Source organism: Marinobacter sp. CH_CUG1437-1, assembly GCF_037029655.1.
Classification (GTDB): Bacteria; Pseudomonadota; Gammaproteobacteria; order Pseudomonadales; family Oleiphilaceae; genus Marinobacter; species Marinobacter salsuginis.
Genome location: NZ_JAYMEW010000003.1, coordinates 679,463 through 699,745 on the forward strand (window position 1 = coordinate 679,463; position 20,283 = coordinate 699,745).

Annotated in this window: 22 protein-coding genes; 19 read left to right on the top strand and 3 right to left on the bottom strand. The window is 58.8% G+C overall.

Annotation, left to right across the window (positions count from 1 at the left end):
* Positions 1–9: 9 nt before the first annotated feature.
* The 19 genes from WA411_RS11910 (at position 10) to flhB (ending at position 17,056) form a co-directional block, all read left to right on the top strand.
* On the top strand, positions 10–1,473 hold the full coding sequence (locus WA411_RS11910) for a sigma-54-dependent transcriptional regulator (protein ID WP_222464867.1): 1,464 nt from the start codon (positions 10–12) through the stop codon (positions 1,471–1,473).
* A 218-nt stretch (positions 1,474–1,691) separates the two neighbouring features.
* A complete protein-coding gene (fliE, locus tag WA411_RS11915; protein ID WP_069183179.1) occupies positions 1,692–2,060 on the top strand; it encodes a flagellar hook-basal body complex protein FliE in 369 nt (122 codons plus the stop codon).
* 15 nt (positions 2,061–2,075) lie between these two features.
* Entirely contained in the window at positions 2,076–3,779 is a 1,704-nt protein-coding gene (fliF, locus tag WA411_RS11920; protein WP_136631529.1) for a flagellar basal-body MS-ring/collar protein FliF, read from the top strand.
* Positions 3,772–4,815, top strand: a complete 1,044-nt coding sequence (fliG, locus tag WA411_RS11925; protein ID WP_153633620.1) for a flagellar motor switch protein FliG — start codon at positions 3,772–3,774, stop codon at positions 4,813–4,815. Before fliF ends, fliG begins: the two co-directional genes overlap by 8 nt.
* On the top strand, positions 4,815–5,708 hold the full coding sequence (locus WA411_RS11930) for a flagellar assembly protein FliH (protein ID WP_291906741.1): 894 nt from the start codon (positions 4,815–4,817) through the stop codon (positions 5,706–5,708). The genes fliG and WA411_RS11930 overlap by 1 nt, the downstream gene beginning before the upstream one ends.
* Positions 5,689–7,086, top strand: a complete 1,398-nt coding sequence (gene fliI, locus WA411_RS11935; RefSeq protein WP_209400990.1) for a flagellar protein export ATPase FliI — start codon at positions 5,689–5,691, stop codon at positions 7,084–7,086. The genes WA411_RS11930 and fliI overlap by 20 nt, the downstream gene beginning before the upstream one ends.
* The gene (gene fliJ, locus WA411_RS11940; RefSeq protein WP_291906743.1) at positions 7,086–7,529 is read left to right on the top strand and encodes a flagellar export protein FliJ; all 444 of its coding nucleotides are present in this window, start codon (positions 7,086–7,088) and stop codon (positions 7,527–7,529) included. Before fliI ends, fliJ begins: the two co-directional genes overlap by 1 nt.
* A gap of 122 nt (positions 7,530–7,651) precedes the next feature.
* Positions 7,652–7,957, top strand: a complete 306-nt coding sequence (locus WA411_RS11945) for an STAS domain-containing protein (protein ID WP_069183185.1) — start codon at positions 7,652–7,654, stop codon at positions 7,955–7,957.
* Between the two features lie 24 nt (positions 7,958–7,981).
* Positions 7,982–9,739 (top strand): PP2C family protein-serine/threonine phosphatase, encoded by a 1,758-nt coding sequence (locus WA411_RS11950; protein WP_291906745.1) that lies wholly within the window; start codon positions 7,982–7,984, stop codon positions 9,737–9,739.
* A complete protein-coding gene (locus WA411_RS11955; RefSeq protein ID WP_291906747.1) occupies positions 9,732–10,079 on the top strand; it encodes an Hpt domain-containing protein in 348 nt (115 codons plus the stop codon). Before WA411_RS11950 ends, WA411_RS11955 begins: the two co-directional genes overlap by 8 nt.
* A gap of 154 nt (positions 10,080–10,233) precedes the next feature.
* Positions 10,234–11,421 carry a flagellar hook-length control protein FliK gene (locus WA411_RS11960; protein ID WP_291906750.1) on the top strand — a complete coding sequence of 396 codons (1,188 nt, stop codon included), beginning with the start codon at positions 10,234–10,236 and terminating at the stop codon, positions 11,419–11,421.
* Positions 11,422–11,585: 164 nt separating this feature from the next.
* On the top strand, positions 11,586–12,095 hold the full coding sequence (locus tag WA411_RS11965; RefSeq protein ID WP_291906753.1) for a flagellar basal body-associated FliL family protein: 510 nt from the start codon (positions 11,586–11,588) through the stop codon (positions 12,093–12,095).
* Between the two features lie 36 nt (positions 12,096–12,131).
* Entirely contained in the window at positions 12,132–13,130 is a 999-nt protein-coding gene (fliM, locus tag WA411_RS11970; RefSeq protein ID WP_291906755.1) for a flagellar motor switch protein FliM, read from the top strand.
* Entirely contained in the window at positions 13,123–13,614 is a 492-nt protein-coding gene (gene fliN, locus WA411_RS11975; RefSeq protein ID WP_069183191.1) for a flagellar motor switch protein FliN, read from the top strand. Before fliM ends, fliN begins: the two co-directional genes overlap by 8 nt.
* A gap of 1 nt (position 13,615) precedes the next feature.
* Positions 13,616–14,065, top strand: coding sequence for a flagellar biosynthetic protein FliO (gene fliO, locus WA411_RS11980; protein ID WP_291906758.1), 450 nt, complete (start codon positions 13,616–13,618; stop codon positions 14,063–14,065).
* A gap of 4 nt (positions 14,066–14,069) precedes the next feature.
* Positions 14,070–14,846, top strand: a complete 777-nt coding sequence (gene fliP / locus WA411_RS11985) for a flagellar type III secretion system pore protein FliP (protein ID WP_136631518.1) — start codon at positions 14,070–14,072, stop codon at positions 14,844–14,846.
* Between the two features lie 8 nt (positions 14,847–14,854).
* Complete coding sequence (gene fliQ / locus WA411_RS11990) at positions 14,855–15,124, top strand: flagellar biosynthesis protein FliQ (RefSeq protein ID WP_008173075.1); 270 nt, start codon at positions 14,855–14,857, stop codon at positions 15,122–15,124.
* Positions 15,125–15,127: 3 nt separating this feature from the next.
* Complete coding sequence (gene fliR, locus WA411_RS11995; protein WP_291906763.1) at positions 15,128–15,913, top strand: flagellar biosynthetic protein FliR; 786 nt, start codon at positions 15,128–15,130, stop codon at positions 15,911–15,913.
* 6 nt (positions 15,914–15,919) lie between these two features.
* Positions 15,920–17,056 (top strand): flagellar biosynthesis protein FlhB, encoded by a 1,137-nt coding sequence (flhB, locus tag WA411_RS12000; RefSeq protein WP_291906765.1) that lies wholly within the window; start codon positions 15,920–15,922, stop codon positions 17,054–17,056.
* Between the two features lie 466 nt (positions 17,057–17,522).
* Here flhB and WA411_RS12005 read toward each other — a convergent pair whose 3' ends face one another.
* Genes WA411_RS12005 through upp form a run of 3 tightly spaced genes read right to left on the bottom strand, consistent with a single transcriptional unit; the run spans position 17,523 to position 20,255 of the window.
* On the bottom strand, positions 17,523–18,377 hold the full coding sequence (locus tag WA411_RS12005; RefSeq protein ID WP_291906767.1) for a class I SAM-dependent methyltransferase: 855 nt from the start codon (positions 18,375–18,377) through the stop codon (positions 17,523–17,525).
* The gene (locus WA411_RS12010; protein ID WP_291906769.1) at positions 18,358–19,614 is read right to left on the bottom strand and encodes a uracil-xanthine permease family protein; all 1,257 of its coding nucleotides are present in this window, start codon (positions 19,612–19,614) and stop codon (positions 18,358–18,360) included. The genes WA411_RS12005 and WA411_RS12010 overlap by 20 nt, the downstream gene beginning before the upstream one ends.
* A gap of 2 nt (positions 19,615–19,616) precedes the next feature.
* Positions 19,617–20,255, bottom strand: coding sequence for a uracil phosphoribosyltransferase (upp, locus tag WA411_RS12015; RefSeq protein WP_069183198.1), 639 nt, complete (start codon positions 20,253–20,255; stop codon positions 19,617–19,619).
* Positions 20,256–20,283: the final 28 nt, after the last annotated feature.

The window sequence follows — 20,283 nt, forward strand, 5'->3', positions numbered from 1 at the left end:
GAGGCAACCATGGCAAAGGCCCAGATTCTGATTGTTGAGGACGACCATGACCTGCGGGAAGCGCTGGTTACCACCCTTGAACTGGCAAAATTCCGGGTGCGGGAAGCGTCAAATGCCAACGAGGCACTTCAGCGACTGGCAGAGTCCCCGGTTGATATGGTGGTCAGCGATGTCAATATGCCGGGCCTGTCTGGGCATGAGTTGCTGTCCGAGGTCCAGCGGCTGTATCCGGGCTTGCCAATGATGCTGATCACGGCCTATGGCCAGATCAGCGATGCGGTCTCGGCCATGCAGGCCGGCGCTATCGATTACCTTGTGAAGCCCTTCGAGCCACGGTTCCTGGTCGACGCTGTCAGTAAAATTGTGGGTGGCGGCCGCGAAAAAGCCAGCGATGAGCCGGTGGCCGAGGATCCGATCAGCAAGCGCATGTTCCAGCTGGCGACCAAAGTGGCCGGCAGCGACTCGACCGTCATGATCTCCGGGGAAAGTGGAACTGGCAAGGAAGTGCTCGCCCGGTATATCCATCAGCAGTCCCCACGGGCGGATCAGCCCTTCGTGGCCATAAACTGTGCCGCCATCCCCGAGAACATGCTGGAAGCCATTCTGTTTGGTCACGAGAAAGGTGCCTTTACCGGGGCTGTTGCCTCGTCGCCCGGTAAATTCGAGCAGGCCAACGGTGGCACTATCCTTCTGGACGAAATTTCTGAGATGGATCTTGGGCTTCAGTCCAAGCTGTTGCGGGTTCTGCAGGAGCGCGAAGTGGAGCGGGTTGGAGGTCGCAAGACCATCAGTCTCGATGTCCGGGTGGTGGCGACCACCAACCGCGATCTCGCAGATTACGTGCGCGAAGGCAAGTTCCGGGAGGATCTCTATTACCGCCTGACGGTTTTCCCGATGCACTGGCAGCCGCTCAGGGAGCGTCCGCTGGACATCATGCCGCTCGCCACGTCACTGCTTAAAAAGCACTGCCGAAAAATGAAGCTGACAGGAATTGCCTTCGCCCAGGACGCAAAGAGCGCGCTTATGAATCATCAGTGGCCTGGGAATGTCCGGGAGCTGGACAACGCAATCCAGCGAGCCCTGGTGCTGCACCAGGGCAATGTTATTCACGCCGGGGACCTGTGTCTGGAGCTGGGCATTACCGGGCGACCGGACCTTCGCAGCCTGGAGCCGGTTTCGTATCCTGAACCTGTCGCCAACCCGGCGGGTGACGCGGAGATGTCAGAGCCCGCCGTTTCTGCCATCAATCAGCCGCCTCATGGGCAGGCTGGAGAGCCGGAAGGCGCGGTTTCGCTCGGAGATGATCTGAGGCAGCAGGAATTCCGTATTATTATCCAGACACTTCGGAAAGAGCGTGGACGTCGCAACCGGGCCGCCGAGCAGCTGGGCATCAGTCCCAGGACGCTGAGGTACAAATTGGCCCAGATGCGCGACGCCGGTATCGATCTGGACGCCGAAATGGCCTTGGTCTGACCCCCTGCAAAACGAACTCCTTCATTGGCACCCGTCAGGGTGCCATTTTTTTATCTGTCGTCAAAAGTCCGTCAGTGATTTCTCCTGTACGACGGATGTTCTTCGTAAGTGTCTGATAATAAATATAGAAAGTTACTTGGCCTGCCAATTGCTTAATTGGGGATAACAGCACCCCAAGAGCAAATCCGTCCCGGGGAGGGCGGAGCCAGGAGAGAGTTATGGTTCAGCGTGCCGACATCAACAGTGTTTTGTCCGATATCCGGTCCCTGCGTTCCCAGATGATGCAGAACCAGCGAATCGAACAGGATCAATCGGTTCGTGGCCGGATAGACGGTCCCCGCCAGGTTCAGGAAACCCAGGAAACGCCCAGTTTTAATGACATGCTGAGCAATGCCGTGAACACCGTGAACGACCTCCAGAAAACCGCGGGGGATCTAAGAACCGCGTACGACATGGGCGATCCGAATGTCGACATCACCCGCGTGATGATCGCCGCCCAGAAATCCTCTGTCTCCTTCGAAGCGCTGACCCAGGTACGTAACCGGGTGGTTCGGGCCTACGAAGACATTATGAACATGCCGATCTGATAACGGAGCAGAGTCATGGCCAGCGTACCTGCAGAATCCAACCCCTCCAACATGCCGGCAGCTCGCGAGGGCGACGCACCAGAGAGCCGTAGCGACCTGTTCATGGGTTTCAACCGGCTCAATCTGCTGCGTCAGATCGGTTTGATGGTGGGGCTTGCCGCCAGCGTAGCGCTGGGATTGGCGGTCGTGCTTTGGGCCCAGGAACCGAACTATCAGCCGGTAGTTGGCGACCTTTCCTCCTACAACCCTCAGGACGTGACCAGCATCCTCGACAACAGCGGCATCGACTACAAGATGGATCCGCGTACCGGCGCATTGCTGGTGCCGTCCGAGCAGGTTTACGACGCTCGTCTGAAACTGGCGGCGGAGGGTGTTACCGATCGTCAAACCATGGGCTACGAGTTGCTGGATCAGGAACGCGGTCTTGGCACCTCCCAGTTCATGGAAACCATTTCATACCGCCGCGGGCTTGAGGGGGAGCTTGCCCGAACAGTCGCCAGTATGCGCGGCGTGCGGAATGCCCGGGTGCACCTGGCAATTCCGGAGCGCTCGGTCTTTGTCCGTGATGCACGCGATCCGTCGGCTTCGGTATTCCTCGAAGTGTTTGCCGGCCGCCGGCCGGAGCAGGAGCAGATCAACGCCATTGTGAATCTGGTTGCCGGCAGCGTTCCCATGATGAGCAAAGAGCATGTCACCGTCGTCGACCAGAACGGCAATCTGCTGACTGGCAAGGAGAGTCAGAGCACCGCCGACCAGATGGCGGATCAATATGAATACACCGCCAAGGTCGAGGAGCGTCTGACCCGGCGTGTGGCGTCATTGATTGCACCGATTGTAGGAGACGGCCGTTACCGCGCGGAAGTTTCGGCAGATCTGGACTTTTCCTCGGTGGAGCAGGCGGAAGAACTGTTCAACCCCGAACAGCAGGCGGTGCGCAGCGAGCGGGAACTCACCGAACAGCGTGCAGCTGGTGCCCAGGGCGGCATCCCCGGAGCGCTGGCGAATCAGCCCCCGGCCGATGCCACTGTTCCGGAACAGGCCGCCGGTGCTGATGGCGAAGAGGCTGCGCCCCAACCGGTGAACGTGCGTCGAGAGTCAACGCGGAACTACGAAATGGATCGCACTGTCAGCTACAGACGCCAGGAACTGGGACGAGTGAAGCGCGTCACTGTTGCTCTGGCGGTGGATGATATGAAAGTGGTTGATCCCCAGACCGGCGAAGTCAGCTACGAACCCTGGCCGGAGCAGGAACTGCAGCGTCTGAGCATGCTGGTGCGGGATGCGGTGGGGTACTCCGCCGCCCGCGGAGACAGCGTTACGGTGATGAATACCGCGTTTGCACCGGAAGAAGCGGTCGAGTTTGAGGCCCCGGCCTTCTGGGAGCAGCCCTGGTTCTGGGACCTGATGAAGCAGGTGCTGGCAGGTCTGGTCATTCTGGTGCTGGTGCTTGGCTTGTTGCGCCCCACGCTCAAGAGCCTGTCGGGTGGTGGCCAGCGCGAGCGCGGTCTGGATTCTGGCAGCGGTGGCGGTTACGGTGGTCTTGACGATATCGAGGGCGGAGATGAGTTACGCAAGGCCATGTCTGCTCAGGATGATCTGCTTTTGCCGGGTGCCACAGACGGCTATGATAGGCAGCTGAACGCATTGAAAGGTCTGATTGCCGAGGATCCTGCGAGGGTCGCACAGGTAATGCGCCAGTGGGTGAATGTCGATGACTGAGCAAACCAATCAACAGGGTGGCGGTGAGGCGAAGAAGCCACAGCGGAAGATTCCGCGTGTGGAACAGGCTGCGATTCTGCTGATGTCACTGGGCGAAGCGGACGCTGCCGAGATCCTCAAGCACATGGGGCCGAAGGAAGTTCAGCGTGTGGGCGTGGCCATGGCCCAGATGAAGGACGTCAGCAAGGACGAAGTTACCTATGTGATGAATCAATTCGTTGACGCCGTGGGCGGCCAGACCGGTCTGGGTGTTGGCAATGATGAGTACATCCGCACGATGCTGACCCAGGCGCTGGGAGACGACAAGGCATCGAGCCTGATCGATCGTATACTCATTGGAGGCAACACCACGGGCCTTGATACCCTCAAATGGATGGAGCCCCGTGCGGTGGGTGACATCATCCGCTACGAGCATCCGCAGATTCAGGCCATTGTCATTTCCTATCTGGATCCGGATCAGGCGGCCGAAATTCTTGGTACCCTCGACGAAAAAGTGCGCCTTGACGTCATGATGCGGGTGGCGTCTCTCGAGAGTATCCAGCCCCAGGCGTTACAGGAGCTCAACGATATTCTGGAGAAGCAGTTCTCCGGCGGTGCCGCTTCACAGACCAGCCGTATCGGTGGTGTCAAACGCGCAGCCGACATTATGAACTTCATGGATCGCAGCATTGAAGGCAATCTGATGGATTCCATCAAGGATATGGATCCGGATCTTGCCAGCACCATTGAGGATCTGATGTTTGTGTTCGACAACCTCAAGGAAGTGGACGATCGCGGTATTCAGGCGTTGTTGCGGGAAGTATCCTCGGAAGTGCTGGTGGTGGCCCTCAAGGGTGCCGACGAAGAGGTCCAGGAGAAGATCTTCAAGAACATGTCCAAACGTGCTGCGGAGTTGCTGCAGGATGATCTTGAGGCCAAGGGGCCGGTCAAGGTCAGCGAAGTCGAGTCGGCCCAGAAGGACATTATTACCATTGCCCGCCGTATGGCCGAGGCCGGTGAAATCTCCCTCGGCGGGGCCGGCGAAGAAATGATGTAATGAAAGATTCCAGCCGAGACGTCAATCGTATTCCCAAGGAGCAGCTGACCGCCTATGAGCGCTGGGAGTTGCCCTTACTCGATGCCCGTGGCAATGAAGTGCCCCGGGAGGAGGAGCGCGAGGTCAAACCCCTGACGGCAGCGGACATCGATGAGATTCGTCAGGCCGCCCGTGAAGACGGTTTTAAAGAGGGGCGGGATCAGGGTTACGAGGACGGTCTGAAGGCCGGGAAGGAAGAAGGGCACCGGGAAGGACTGGAAACCGGCCTGGCAGAGGGTAGGGAACAGGGCCAGACCAAGGGGTACGATGACACCCGCAAGGAGATCGACGCCAAGCTCGACCGGCTTGAGCATTTGCTGGGTGAGCTGCTGCAGCCAATCAAGCGGCACGAAGACGAGCTGGAAACCTCGCTGGTGAACCTGACTACGGTTCTGGCGAGGGCCGTGGTCTACCGCGAACTGACCATCGACTCCTCCCAGATCCGGCATGTCGTTCGCCGTGCCATGGAAGCCTTGCCCTCCACTGCCGAGAATATCCGGATCCATATAAATCCCGAAGACTGTGAGATGGTCCGCGAGGTGACCGCGCGTCTGGATGCCTCTGCTTCAGTCATTGAAGACGCCAGCATTCTACCTGGTGGTTGCAAGGTAGAGACCCGTCACAGCCTTGTGGACTTCACCGTCGAAAAACGCTTCCAGCGGGCGGTTCAGAGCATGCTGGACCAGCAGATGAACGACAGCGAGGGCGGAGAAACCGAAGAGCTGGATTCGATGATGGAAGACCTGACCGGTTTCCACCGGGACGTCCTGGATTCTCAGGATGCCGGGGATTCCTCGGGTGATTCGAAGCCGGCGCAAGATGAAGGTGACGGTGATGACCTCGAACCTCGCTGACCGTCTGAACCGCTTTCAGGGCTTTCTGGGCAACGAACCGGAGCCGGAACTCTCGGGCCGATTGACCCGAATGGTCGGTCTGACACTGGAATGTGTCGGCTGCCCCATGGTTGTCGGTGACCGCTGCGTGATCTTCGGCCAGAACACCGGCAATGTTGAAGCAGAGGTGGTGGGTTTCGAGGATGACCGGGTTTACCTGATGCCGCTCACTGCCATTGAAGGGCTCAAGCCCGGTGCCAGGGTCGTGCCGCTATCCGCCGCCAGCCGAGTTCCGGTCGGGCCCCAGTTGCTCGGTCGGGTTGTGGATGGCAGTGGTGAGCCTCTGGACGGAAAAGGGCCCTTGCAGGCCGAAGCCCGCGTAGCGCTCACAGGCGATATCATTAATCCCCTGAATCGTGCGCCGGTGCGCCAATCGATGGATGTAGGTATTCGGGCAATTAACGCGTTGATGACCGTCGGCCAGGGTCAGCGCCTGGGTCTGTTCGCCGGCAGCGGCGTGGGTAAAAGTATGCTCCTGGGCATGATGACCCGCTTTACCGATGCCGACATTACGGTCGTGGGCCTGATTGGTGAACGGGGCCGCGAGGTAAAGGAATTTATCGAGGATATCCTGGGCGAGGAGGGGCTTTCACGCTCGGTGGTGGTGGCCGCGCCCGCCGATGACTCCCCCCTGATGCGGCTGCGCGCCGCCATGCTGACCACCCGGATTGCCGAATATTACCGGGACCAGGGCAAGCGAGTGCTCCTGCTCATGGATTCCCTGACCCGTTACGCCCAGGCCCAGCGGGAGATCGCGCTTGCTGTGGGCGAGCCTCCGGCGACCAAAGGCTACCCACCCTCGGTGTTTGCCAAGCTGCCCCAGTTGGTGGAACGAACCGGCAACGGTCGCCCCGGGGGCGGCTCGATTACCGCCTTCTACACCGTGCTTACCGAGGGTGACGACCAGCAGGATCCGATCGCCGATGCCGCCCGTGCGATTCTGGACGGCCACATTGTATTGTCCCGTCGGCTCGCCGAAGAGGGCCATTACCCGGCCATTGATGTGGAAGCGTCCATCAGTCGGGTGATGCCCCAGGTTACCGAGACCGAGCATTTTTCCAGAGCCCAGCGTTTCAAACAGGTGTACTCCCGGTATCAGCAGGCCCGGGACCTGATTTCCGTGGGCGCCTACGTGAAGGGCTCCGACCCGGAGACCGATTTCGCCATCACTCATATTGGCAATATGCGCCAGTTTTTGCAGCAGGGTCTCAACGAGAGCGCTCCCTTGAAAGACAGCATTGAACAGTTGCTGGCGGTGGTGCCGGAACGTCGTTCCCCCGAGCGGCGCAAGTCGGCCGTTCCCAATCCGGCTGCCGGCGCCAGCGGCGGTGATGCCTGATGCTGCGATCCCGGCGGCTGGAGGTGGTTCTTTCCCTGGAAGAACGCAAGGAACAGGAAGCACTGGAGCGAATGGGTGAGGCCCGAAAACTGGTCGAACAGCAGCGCGAACAGGTGCAAAACCTGAATCGTTACCAGCAGGAGTACCGGGATCAGATCCGCAACAGCCAGCAGGGCGTGGTGCAGGTGTCCCGTCTACAGGCCTGGCAGGCCTTTATTGCGCAGCTGGACCAGGTGATACGGCAGCAGCAGAAGCAGCTGGCGCACGCCGAACAGGTCTTTGAGACACGCAAACAGGAGTGGCAGCAGGCCTGGGAGCGGCGTCGCGGCATGGAAAAGTACATAGAAACCTGTCGGCAACAGGAGCAGAGAGAGCAGGATCTTCGCGAACAAAAGCTCTCGGATGAGGCGGCCGGGCGGGCCTTTTCTCGGCGTCGACGCTGAATCTTGCTCCACATCAAGCAAAAACGGATGCAAAGTCAGTCCACTCAGCTATCCTTACCCGAAGAAGGATCGGTGAAAACCGCCGGTTAAATGCTGCTCTTGATACCTTGGGAGGTTGAGGAATGCCGATTCAGACCCGCCGTGATGATGACGGTCAGACCCTTGTTATCAGTATTGAGGGCCGGTTTGATTTCAGCACCCACCAGGCGTTCCGGGATGCCTATGAGCACGGTGACCCGGCTGTCCGAAACTACATTGTGGACCTGTCGGACACCACCTATCTGGACAGCTCGGCCCTTGGTATGTTGTTGCTGCTCAGGGATTACGCCGGGGGCGACAGTGCCCGCATCGTCATTGAAAACTGTAATAACGATGTGCGGCGGATTCTCTCCATCTCCAATTTCGAGCAATTGTTCAACATCCGCTGATGCTCGCGGACTGCCGGAGTAGTCATGGATGATTCCGCTGCAGAACACAGCAGTCCTCTGAGAATACTCATCGCTGACGATTCGGACAGCGACCGCCTCATCCTGAAAACACTCCTGAAGCGCCTCGGGCACGAGGTTCTGGACGTCGCCAATGGGCTGGATGCCGTCTCGCTATTTCAGCGCGAGGCACCGGATCTGGTTCTGCTTGATGCCCTTATGCCGATCATGGATGGCATGGAAGCTGCCCGTCAGATCAAGGTTCTGGCTGGTGAGCGGCTGGTCCCCCTGATCTTTCTGACTTCCCTGTCTGAAGCGGGCGCCCTGGCCCGGTGCCTGGAGGCCGGTGGTGATGACTTTCTGGGCAAGCCCTACAACAGGATTATCATCGAAGCCAAGATCAAGGCGTTCAATCGAATGCGGCTGATGCACCAGACCCTGTCAGACCAGCGCGATCTGATCCGTGAGCGCAATCGCCAGCTCACGGAAGAACAGGAGATCGCCAAGCGGGTGTTCGATAATGTGGCCCATTCGGGTTGCCTCGACGCCGCCAGCATTCGCTATCACGCCTCCCCTCAGTCCATTTTCAACGGCGATGTGCTGTTTGCTTCGCCCCGGCCCGCGGGCGGAATGTTGATTTTTATGGGGGATTTCACCGGCCACGGTCTGCCGGCGGCGATTGGGGCCATGCCGGTTGCCGAGATCTTCTACGGCATGACCAACAAGGGCTTTAATGGTGAGGACGTACTGCGCGAGATTAACCAGAAGCTCAAACGAATTCTGCCCACCGGGATGTTCTGTTGTGGCGCCATGATAGAGGCGGACTTCAAGCTTAATCAGATTCAGATCTGGAACGGTGGGCTCCCGGATGGCTGGCTGATCCGGCCCTCAGGCGAGCATCTGGCATTACCATCACGGCATTTGCCCCTCGGTATCCTGTCGCCGGATCAGTTCAATGCCGATTTCGAGAGGGTCGGAGCTGCACCGGGTGACCGGGTGTTGATGATGACCGACGGCTTTCTGGAGTCCGCCGACAGCGAGGGCAACGTTTTTGGCGAGCAGGGTGTGACTGGAACCCTTGATCAGTTGGAAGCGGATGACCACCCTTTTGACGCCATGATGGCCGCTGTTCACCGGTTTACCGGCAACTTTGAGGATGGCGACGATCTGACGCTGTGCTCTCTGGAAATGATGGACGAGGCAGGACTAGCGCCTCTGCCAGATCGTGCCGCACCGTCCGCGCTTGCAGGGCCGGCGGAGTGGCGCTGTACCTATGAAATCCGGGAAAGGACCCTCGGAGAATTCAGTCCCTTGCCTCTGCTGCTTCATATCTGCATGGAAGTGCCGGGTCTTCGACGGAAAAGCGGCGAAATCTACACCTTGCTGGCGGAACTCTACAACAATGCACTGGAACACGGCGTTCTGGAGCTGCCCTCAGACTGGAAGCACTCGCCCGAGGGGTTTGGCCGTTACTATGCCGAGCGCACCCGGAGGTTGGCCAACGTAGAGGGTCACTACATCCGGTTTACGCTGCATCATTCCCTGAAACCGGATGGCGGCAGGCTTCGTGTTGTTTGCGAGGACAGTGGTCAGGGGTTCGATTTCCGGAATCATCCCAGTGTGGCTTCCGGTATATCCCCGGCGAAAGGCCGGCGTTATGCAGGGCGGGGCCTGCTGCTCTTGAAACGTCTGGCTGAAACCATCAGGTTTCATGAACAGGGCAATCATGTTGAAATTGTTTATGATTGGCAGTTCGCCCGTACAGCGGAGGATCGAGATGACTGAAAAACCACACCTGGACGAGGAGGCGCTGGCTGAACTTCGGGACGTCATGGAGGATGAATTCGAAGTCCTGATACAGACCTATCTGGCAGATTCCCGGGACAGAATCCGGGCGCTGCGGGAAGCCCTCAAGGCAGAGGATAGCGACGCCTTCGCGAAGACAGCCCACAGTTTCAAGGGCAGTTGCATCAATATCGGTGCACCCAGGCTTGGCGAAATTTGTCTCAAGGCCGAGATGGCTGGAAAAGAGTCCAGGCTGGGCGATGCGCCGGATCTATTGAATGATATCGATCAGGAATTCGCGCAGGTGATTCATGGCCTTGATGGATTGATGGCCCGGTAATTATCGTCAACAGAGGCCTTCCCCCCAGAAAGCGCCCATGTGCTCTGGCATCACAATTGCTAAGTCTTTGGCATAGAGTTGATTAACCGCCCAAACACCGGCGAAGTCCGGCAAGGTGAGGGCGACAATGCGATAAAAGCGGCAAGAGGTTGCCATGGCCCAGATGGTTCTCCCCCAAACTCCCTCGCCCGGAACTCAAAAGGACTCCGGCCCGTCCAAATCCGGAGCCAGCCGGGATCCGGCTGACAGAAAAAACGATTTTGAATCTGTCTCCCAGGCAGAGCAGAAGCGGTTGGACCGCCAGAGAGCGGATCGCAACGCCGATGCAAAGTCTCCTGATGAAACCCGGTCTGCCCGTGACAATGGGACCGATACAAAAACCGATGCCAATGCCAATGCAAAGTCCGGCGAGAAGCCTGATGCGGCCTCCGGTAGCGACTCCCGGGAATCCAGTGACGTGCCCGTTGCCAGTGATGAAGCCGGAGCAGAGCCCACCGCACTGCCACTGACCTTTGCCGAGTTACAGTCATTACTGGGGCCGCAGGCTGGCCGTTCCGGTGAAGCCGTCGTTTCGGTGAGCGGCGTTGGAACCGGCGCCAGTGCGTCAGCTGGCGGGACGGGACAGTCTGCGGCGGTTGCCGGCATGTTTAATGGCGTTCTCTCGTCCGTGTCCGGTCAGAAGGGGCAGACCTCGGCCGGTGCAGTCACCGGCGATGCCTCATTGACAGATGTTATGAAAGCGTCGGTACTCACCGATTCAGGTCGGAATCCGGATTCGGGCTCGCTGATGGGGTCTGGCCGATTCCAGTCGGCCATGGATCTTGTCTCCCAGCAGGTGGCCAATAACGCGAATGGAGCCACCAAGCTGGCAGGCGAGAACGCTGCGCCCCTTCGAGGTTATGCCACGTCGATCGACGTGCCGGTCGGCCATTCTGAATGGGGCGACAAACTGGTCGGCAAGCTCAGCTGGCTGACCGCCCGCAATATGTCGGTTGCCGAAATCCACTTGACTCCGCCGGACATGGGGCCCATGGAGGTCAAGGTCAGGGTTCAGAACGAGCAGGCGAACATTACTGTCCATTCCGCGAATCCGGTGGTACGGGATCAGTTGGAACTTCACTCCCATCGACTCCGGGACATGCTGGGTGAGCAAGGGTTGTCACTGGCCGGCTTTGACGTTTCTGACTCGCCCCGGCAGCAGACCGGCGAACAGGGAACCGGGGGCGGTGACGGCTCCGAGGCAGATTCGACCTCCCTCGTCGCTGGCGATCATGAAGATGACAAAGTCAATTCCGGCAGCCTTGATCTGAGCTGGAAAGGCGAAGTGGACATCTTCGCCTGACACTCTTGATAATTCCCTCCCAATCTCTTTTGCCCATCCTTCCCGGCAACGCTAAACTGCTGTTCTGAACGGGAAGGTTGGGTGTTCTGGCCCGTCCTTTGCATATTATCCTGAAAAGTCACGGAAAACGCTCCGTCTGACGGATTTCTGGCAAATCGAAGACTATGGCTGAAAATAACGAATCTGAAGTGGCGCCCGCCAAGAAAGGAAAACTGAAGCTGATCATCATGCTGGTTGTGGTGGTCATTCTGGCGATTGTACTGTCCGTGGTGGGCACCCTCTGGTTTCTCGGTGATGGCTTGCCGGGTATGGGTGGCGACGAAGGTGAGTCGGAAGAGGTTGCAGAGGAAACCTTCATTCCCAGTAGCTATCACCAGATCCAAAAAGCGATTGTTACCACGGTTCAGGCAGAGGGCCGCCAGCGCTATGCCCAGGTTTATCTGGCACTTGAGTCAACAGATCAGCAGGCGTTAGAAGCTGCCAAATTGCATATGCCCTTGATTCGAAGCCAGTTGGTAACGGTTCTTGGAAGCAGCGACTTCAATGAATTGCAGACGCCCGAGGGGCGGAGCGGCCTGGCCGACCGGATGCTGACCACGGTGAATCGGGTGCTGGAGCAGGAAGGCGAGCCCGCCATCACACGGGTGCTATTCAGAAATTTCGTCGTGCAATAGCGCACGGTCCAAGGTACTTCAGGGGCAGGACTACGTATGCAGGACTTGTTGTCACAGGATGAAATCGATGCCCTCCTCCACGGAGTGGACGACGGTGACATTGATACCTATGAGGAGACCGACGATACCGGCATAAAGGCTTACGATCTTGCCAGTCAGGACCGCATCGTCCGGGGCCGGATGCCGACCCTGGAAATGATCAACGAGCGCTTTGCCCGCTACACCCGGATCAGCCTCTTCAACCTGATGCGTCGTAACGCCGATGTCTCGACTGGCGGCGTTCAGATCATGAAGTTTGGCGAGTACATCCACACCCTCTACGTGCCCACCAGTCTCAACCTGTGCAAGGTTCGCCCGTTGCGCGGCACGTCGCTCTTCGTGCTGGATGCCAAGCTGGTCTTCAAACTGGTGGACAACTTTTTCGGTGGGGAAGGGCGCCACGCCAAGATCGAGGGTCGGGAATTTACTCCGACCGAGACACGGATTGTCCAGATGGTTCTGAATCAGGTCTTTGAAGACATGAAAGAAGCCTGGCATGCGGTCCTCAAGGTGGATTTCGAGTATCTCAGTTCTGAGGTCAACCCGGCCATGGCCAATATCGTCAGCCCCAGTGAGGTGGTCGTGGTCAGTACCTTCCATATTGAGCTCGACGGCGGCGGTGGCGAGCTGCATTTTGCCTTGCCCTACTCCATGATTGAGCCCATTCGTGATGTGCTGGATGCCGGTGTCCAGAGTGATATCGACGATGTGGACGAGCGCTGGGTGAATGCGCTTCAGGAAGATATCAAAGAGGTAAACGTTCCGATCAACACTACGGTCTGTCGCCGTCGGATATCGTTGCGGGACATTGCCAAGATGAAAGCCGGCGACATCATCCCGGTTGAGATTCCCGAGCATTTGACGGTCACCGCCAACGGAATTCCGGTCTACAAGGCGACTCTGGGAACCCGTGACGGGAAACTGGCGCTTCGAATTCACGAACGGGCATCTGTGCCCAAGGTAAAGAAACAACTGAAGGTGGGACGCAATGGCTGACGACGACAAGAAAGACGAGCAGGAACTCAGCGAAGACGAAAAGCTGGCTGCCGAGTGGGAAGCCGCCATGGAAGAGTCTGGTGATGAGGGCGAGCGTGAGGACGAATGGGCCGCTGCCATGGCCGAGGCCGGTGAGACCGGTGGCGACGAAGACGACGTTCAGACTGCGCCCATGGAAGAATTTGATGCCGGAAGCGAACCTGCCCAGGGTGGTGGCCCGGCTCCGGATATCGACGTTATCCTCGACATACCGGTCACTATCTCAATGGAAGTGGGCAACACCCAGATTCCGATACGAAACCTGCTGCAGCTGAACCAGGGGTCGGTTATCGAGCTGGACCGGCTGGCGGGCGAGCCCCTGGACGTGCTGGTTAACGGTACGCTGATTGCCCATGGCGAGGTGGTTATGGTGAATGAAAAGTTCGGCATCCGTCTCACCGATGTGATCAGCCCGGGCGAACGCATCAAGCGGTTGCAGAAGTAACATGTGGGCCAGACTGACTGCGGCACTGGCGCTGCTCGTGACCCATCCGGCTGTCGCCCAGGAAGCGGCAAAGACGGCGGCACCTGATTCCCCGGTGAGAGCTCCGGACACCGTAGGTACAATCGTCAGCCTCGGGCTGGGCCTGGTGGCGGTGGTGGCCGTGATTTATGGCTGCGCCTGGATCATCCGGCGGATGAACGGCATGACCGGCATGAACAACAACGCCATCAAGGTGGTGTCGGTGATGGCTATCGGAGCCCGGGAGCGTATTGCCCTGATTGAAGTGGGCGGCCAGCAGATCCTGTTGGGCATTACGCCATCGGCGATCCGAACCCTCCATGTGTTTGATGAGCCGGTTGTCGAGGCCGGCAGCGCCGGTTCCAGCGATTTTGCCCGCCGCCTGCAGGGCATGATCGGCAAGTCCTGGACCTCCCCGACAAGGAACGATTAGCCCCATGCTTGCCGCAACCATCAAGCGACTGCTGCCTTCCCTGATTTTATTGGCAGGCTTTTTCTGGGCACCTCTAGCGTTCGCCCAGGAACCCTCCGGCATCCCCGGTATACCGGCGTTTACCGTGACCCCGGGAGAAGGCGAGGGCGCGCAGGAATACTCGGTCACCCTGCAGATCCTTGCGCTGATGACCGCGCTGACGTTCCTGCCGGCCATGCTCATGATGATGACTTCGTTTACCCGCATCATCGTTGTGTTCGCCATCCTGCGCCAGGCCATCGGCCTGCAGTCCACGCCCTCGAACCAGATTCTCCTGGGACTGGCCCTGTTCCTCAGCATCTTCATCATGAAACCGGTGCTGGAAGAGGCCAATCGGGTGGCATTACAACCCTATATGCAGGAAGAGGTGACGTCCCTGGAGGCAGTGGAACTGGCCAGCCAGCCGTTCCGGAAATTCATGCTGGAGCAGACCCGGGAGAGTGACCTGGCCCTGTTCATGCGAATCTCGGACGTACAATACGATACCCCCGAGGACGTGTCCTTCTGGATACTGATGCCGGCATTCGTGACCAGTGAGCTCAAAACCGCGTTCCAGATCGGGTTTATCCTGTTTATCCCGTTCCTGATTATCGACATGGTGGTGGCCAGTGTTCTCATGGCCATGGGTATGATGATGCTGTCGCCGATCATCATCTCCCTGCCGTTCAAGATCATGCTGTTTGTGCTGGTGGACGGTTGGGCCCTGATCATGGGCACCCTGGCCGCCAGCTACGGAATATAGGAGGCGTCATGACTCCGGAAACCGTTATCGACATCCTGCGCGAAGCCCTCTGGATGATTGTTCTCCTTGCCTCGATAATCATCGGACCGGGTCTGGTGATTGGCCTTGTGGTCAGTACCTTTCAGGCGGCAACGCAGATCAACGAACAGACCCTGAGCTTCCTGCCCCGCCTGCTGGTCACGCTGATCGTTATTATCGTGTGGGGCCCCTGGATGCTGACGCAGCTGCTGGACCACGCCAACCGGCTGTTCGGTAACATTCCCTACCTGATCGGCTGACGGATGATACCGGCGGAAATCAGCGCGGACGTTATCGGCCAATGGGTCGGTCAGCACATCTGGCCCCTGTTCCGCCTGGCCAGCTTCCTGATGGTGATCCCTATATTCGGTACCCAGCTGGTGCCCGCACGGATCCGGCTGGGGCTGGCTCTGCTAATGACCATCCTGATTGCACCCATGATCCCGCCTGTACCCCAGGTGGAGGCACTGAGCGCCGATGCGGTGGTCATTACCCTTCAGCAGATCCTGATCGGCGTCGGCATGGGCTTCGCGCTCACGGCTCTCTGGCAACTCTTCGTCATCGCCGGCCAGATGATCGCCATGCAGATGGGCCTGGGCTTCGCCTCAATGGTTGATCCGGCCAACGGCGTTAACGTGCCTGTATTGTCCCAGATCTACACCATCACCATCACTTTGTTGTTCCTGGCCATGAATGGACACCTGGTGGCTTTCGAAGTCTTTATCGAAAGCTTCCGGACCCTGCCCATCGGCATGGAAGGGCTGGGCCAGACCGGCGTCTGGGAGCTGGCCCACCGGATCAGCTGGATGTTCGCCTCCGCCATGCTCCTGGCGTTGCCGGCGGTGACGGCCGTGCTGATCGTCAATATTTCCTTCGGCGTCATGACCCGCGCCGCGCCCCAGATGAACATCTTCGCCCTGGGCTTCCCGATTGGCCTGATTTTTGGATTGTTTGCCATATGGGTGCTGCACGCCAATTTTCTGCCGCACTTCGATCAGTACACCCGGGAGACCTTTGATTTCATGCGGGGACTGCAGGGGCAGCCGTAAAGACTCATGGCCGAAGAAAACGATAACAGTCAGGAAAAAACGGAAGAGGCCACCCCCCGAAGGCTCGAAAAGGCCAGGGAGGAGGGCCAGACTGCCCGTTCCAAAGAGCTGGCCACCATGGCGGTGCTCCTGGCTGGCGCGGGAGGCATGCTCGTGTTCGGCGCCAGCCTCGGAGCGTCGCTGGAAGCCATCATGCGCGACAGCTTCGTGATCGAGCGGTCCGCCATCTTTGACATGCGGCACATGAGCGTCCAGCTCATCGAATCTTCCAAGGAAGCCGCCTGGGCCCTCTCGCCGATTCTGGTACTACTTCTTATTGCCGCCATCTTCGGCTCAATCGGAATTGGCGGTCTGCTGATCAGCGGCAAGGCCGTGGCCCCGAAACTCAATCGTATGGACCCCATCAAGGGCCTGGGGCGCATGTTCTCAATGCGCTCGCTGATCGAGCTGGTCAAGGCCATCGCAAAAGTCGGCCTTGTTATGGCTTTGGCCATTCTCATCCTGGATCTACGCACCGAAGACCTGTTGTCCATCGCCGAGGAACCGGTGGTGCCGGCAATGGAACACGTGCTCTGGACCATCGCCTGGAGCTTCTTCCTCCTGGCTTGCGCCACCATCATCATCGCGGCTATCGACGTACCCTTCCAGATCTACGATCACCAGAAAAAACTGCGGATGACCAAGCAGGAAGTGAAGGACGAGTACAAGGACACGGAGGGTAAACCCGAGGTCAAAGGCAAGATCCGACAGCTCCAACGCGAAATGGCCCAGCGCCGCATGATGCAGGATGTGCCGACCGCCGACGTTGTAATTACCAACCCGACTCACTATGCGGTGGCCCTGAAGTACGATCAGAAGGCGATGGCTGCGCCGATTGTAGTGGCCAAGGGGGCCGATGAGGTGGCCTTTAAGATCATGGAAATTGCCCGCGAGAACAAAGTCGAGATTCTGAGAACACCGCCGCTGACCCGAGCGGTTTACCACAACACCGACATCGGCGAGGAAATTCCCGATGGCCTCTACATGGCGATCGCCCAGGTGCTCGCCTATGTGTTCCAGCTTCGCCAGTTCCGCAAGGGGCGTGGGCCTAAACCTGGTATGCCTGACTTCCCCATTCCCTCTGATTTGCGGCGCGACGTTTAGTTCTGAGCGGGGTTCCTGTAAGTAGCCTGCGGGTTTAGGAGTTAGCGCGGTTGTGGGTGGCCTTTTCAGGACACGCTACGAGCACATCCATGTGCGCTTGACTGTGGCCATCCATGGCCACAGACAGTCCTGAAAAGGCCACCCACAACCGCTTTTCAAACCCATCGATATCGCTGAAAAATACTAGTGCTGACCGTAGGTCGGATTAGGCGAAGCCGTAATCCGACAATCCCGTTGTGGTTTTAATAACATTTGTTGGATTAGGGCCTCGCCTAATCCAATCTACGCGGTTTTGGCGGATTCCCGTCAGGTTTGCGAGGTTTGTGGGTCTGCTTCCCAAAAATGTCTGTGGCCATGGATGGCCACAGTCAAGCGCACATGGATGTGCTCGTAGCGGTTTTTGGGAAGCAGACCCACAAACCTCTTACCCCGAAACAGCAGGCTAGGGCAGGACTCGAAGGCAAGGTCAGCAACCAGCCTCAATAACCCGAACCATCGGCTCACCGCGGCTTTCGGGAATCGGCAAGATTCCATACCAGGACCGCGGGTCATGCACGGTGGCCGAGGCGAACCCACAGGACAGGAAATGCTCCCGTGCCTGAGCGTCAGTCTGGAAATGGAAGGATACCTCGCTGCGGGTAACGGCCCCGAGGACGCCGCCGAGTGCTTTCAGGGTGGTGTTCAGCGCAGGCTGGCTCGGCTGGTAGTAGCTTTCGGAAAGGTAAACCGAACCCGGGCGTCTGGCCATGGCGGAGGAGAGTCTGCGCCAGAACTCGGTGATGGTTTCCAGGGAAAAATAGCTGGTCAGGCCTTCGGTGACGATGATTACCGGCTCGTTGTTCTCGAATACCCGGTCGATTACTTTTTCCAGTTGGTACTCGCCGTGATCCGCGAGGATATCGATGGGCGTGACCTGGTGATGGTCGCCGAGGCGGCCAGTGGCCATCAGGCGGAGGGCCTTGCGGGCGGCCATGTCGGGCAGGTCGGCTTCGACCATGTGGAGCAGGGGATGTTTCTGGCGTAACCGCATGCCCCGGGGAGACATACCGCACGCGATTTCCAGCACCTGGGTGATGCCTTTGTCGCGGATGGCCTGGTCGATCAGGTGGTCGATGATCAGATGGCGTTGCAGAAGGAAGGTGCGGATGTTGCCACCGATGGCCGCCTTGCTGGCGGCCTCGAAGGGTGTCATCAGGCGGTATAGCCAGCGGCCTTTTTCCGTTGCCAGGGTATCGTCAGAAAGCCCGTACCGGTGCCAGACGGCACCGGTGTAGAGGGCAGTGAAACTGATGCCGGAGCTATCAGTCCGCTTTCTGCTCATAAACCGCTTTACCCCATGCCTCGCGGCTGCCGGGGAGGATCAGGTTCAGGATGATGGCAGCCACCGCGCACAGTGCGATGCCTTCCAGGTGCCCGAGTACCATCCCGCCGATACCGAACACCAGGGTGACCCCGACGATCACCAGATTGCGAGACTGTGACAGGTCCACCTGGTGACGGATCAGCGTGTTAAGGCCAACCACGGCAATGGAGCCGAACAGCAGGCACAGGATACCGCCCATAACCGGGACCGGGATGGTCTGCAGTGCCGCGCCGAACTTGCCAACAAAGGCCAGAACGATGGCAGCGCCGGCCGCCCACCACATAACCTTCGGGTTGAAGTTCTTGGTCAGCATGACTGCGCCGGTGACTTCCGAATAAGTGGTGTTGGGCGGTCCGCCGAGCATGGAAGCAGCGCTGGTGGCCAGGCCGTCACCCAGCAGGGTGCGATGCAGGCCCGGCTTTTCCAGATAGTTCTTACGGGTCACGTTGCCGATGGCCAGCACGTCGCCGATGTGTTCGATGGCCGGGGCGATGGCCACCGGAATCATGAACAGCACGGCGCCCCAGCTGAACTCGGGCGCAACGAAGCTAGGAACGGCAAACCAGGCAGCTTCTTTGATGGGCGTAGTATCTACGATGCCGGCAAACGCGGAGAGGATGTAGCCGGTGATCACGCCGAACATGATGGGAATCAGGCGGAAGATGCCCTTGGCCCAGACCGACATGATGATGGTTACGGCCAGAGAGATCATCGCGATCCAGATGGCGGTGTCGTAGGGGATCAGCTGGTTGGCGCCGTCACCTGTACGGCCGGAGGCCATGTGAACCGCAACCGGTGCCAGCCCGAGACCGATGGTCATGATCACGGGGCCGATGACCACTGGCGGCAGCAGGCGGCGGACAAAGCCGGTTCCTCGCATCCGAACCAGGCCACTCAGGAAGATGTAGAGAATACCTGCGGCCATCAGGCCGCCCAGGGTTTCTTCCATGCCAAACCGGCCTTTGGAGGCGATTACGGGGGCAATAAAGGCGAAGGAGGACGCCAGGAAAATCGGGATCTGCCCGCCGGTCACCACGTGAAATATCAGGGTGCCCAGACCGGCGGTGAACAGGGCCACGTTGGGATCCAGGCCGGTGATCAATGGCATCAGCACCAGGGCGCCGAAGGCAACTAGTAGCATTTGTGAGCCGGCAATGGCCTGTTTCCAGACCGGGTCGTTGGTATGATCCTGCATGCTTAAACGTCCTTCTGCTTGGTGCCGAAGATCTTGTCGCCGGCATCGCCGAGGCCCGGAAGGATATAACCTTTCTCGTTCAGGCGTTCATCAACGGAGGCCGTGTAGATCGACACGTCCGGATGAGCCTCGAGAACCTTCTTGACGCCCTCGGGCGCGGCTACCAGAACCAGGGCCCGGATCTCGGTGCTGCCGGCTTTCTTGAGCAGGTCGATGGTGGAAATCATGGAGCCGCCGGTAGCGAGCATGGGATCGACGATCATGGCCATTCGCTGATCCAGCTCACCCACCAGTTTTTCCAGGTAGGTGCTGGCCTCGAGTGTTTCCTCGTTGCGGATCTGGCCGACAACACTGACCCGGGCAACAGGAATGAGGCTCAGAACACCGTCGAGCATGCCAAGCCCGGCCCGGAGGATCGGAACGATGGTGACTTTCTTGCCGTGAATCTGTTCCACATTCACTGGGCCGGCCCAGCCTTCGATGGTCTTTTCCTGCAGGTTGAAGTCCTTGGTGGCCTCGTAGGTCAGAAGTGCACCAACTTCCTGTGCCAGCTCCCGGAAATTCTTGGTGCTGATATCCGCACGGCGCATGATGCCGAGCTTGTGGCGGATCAGAGGGTGTTTTACCTCGTGGATTGGCATGGGGTCACCTGTGTGTCTGGTTGGGGTT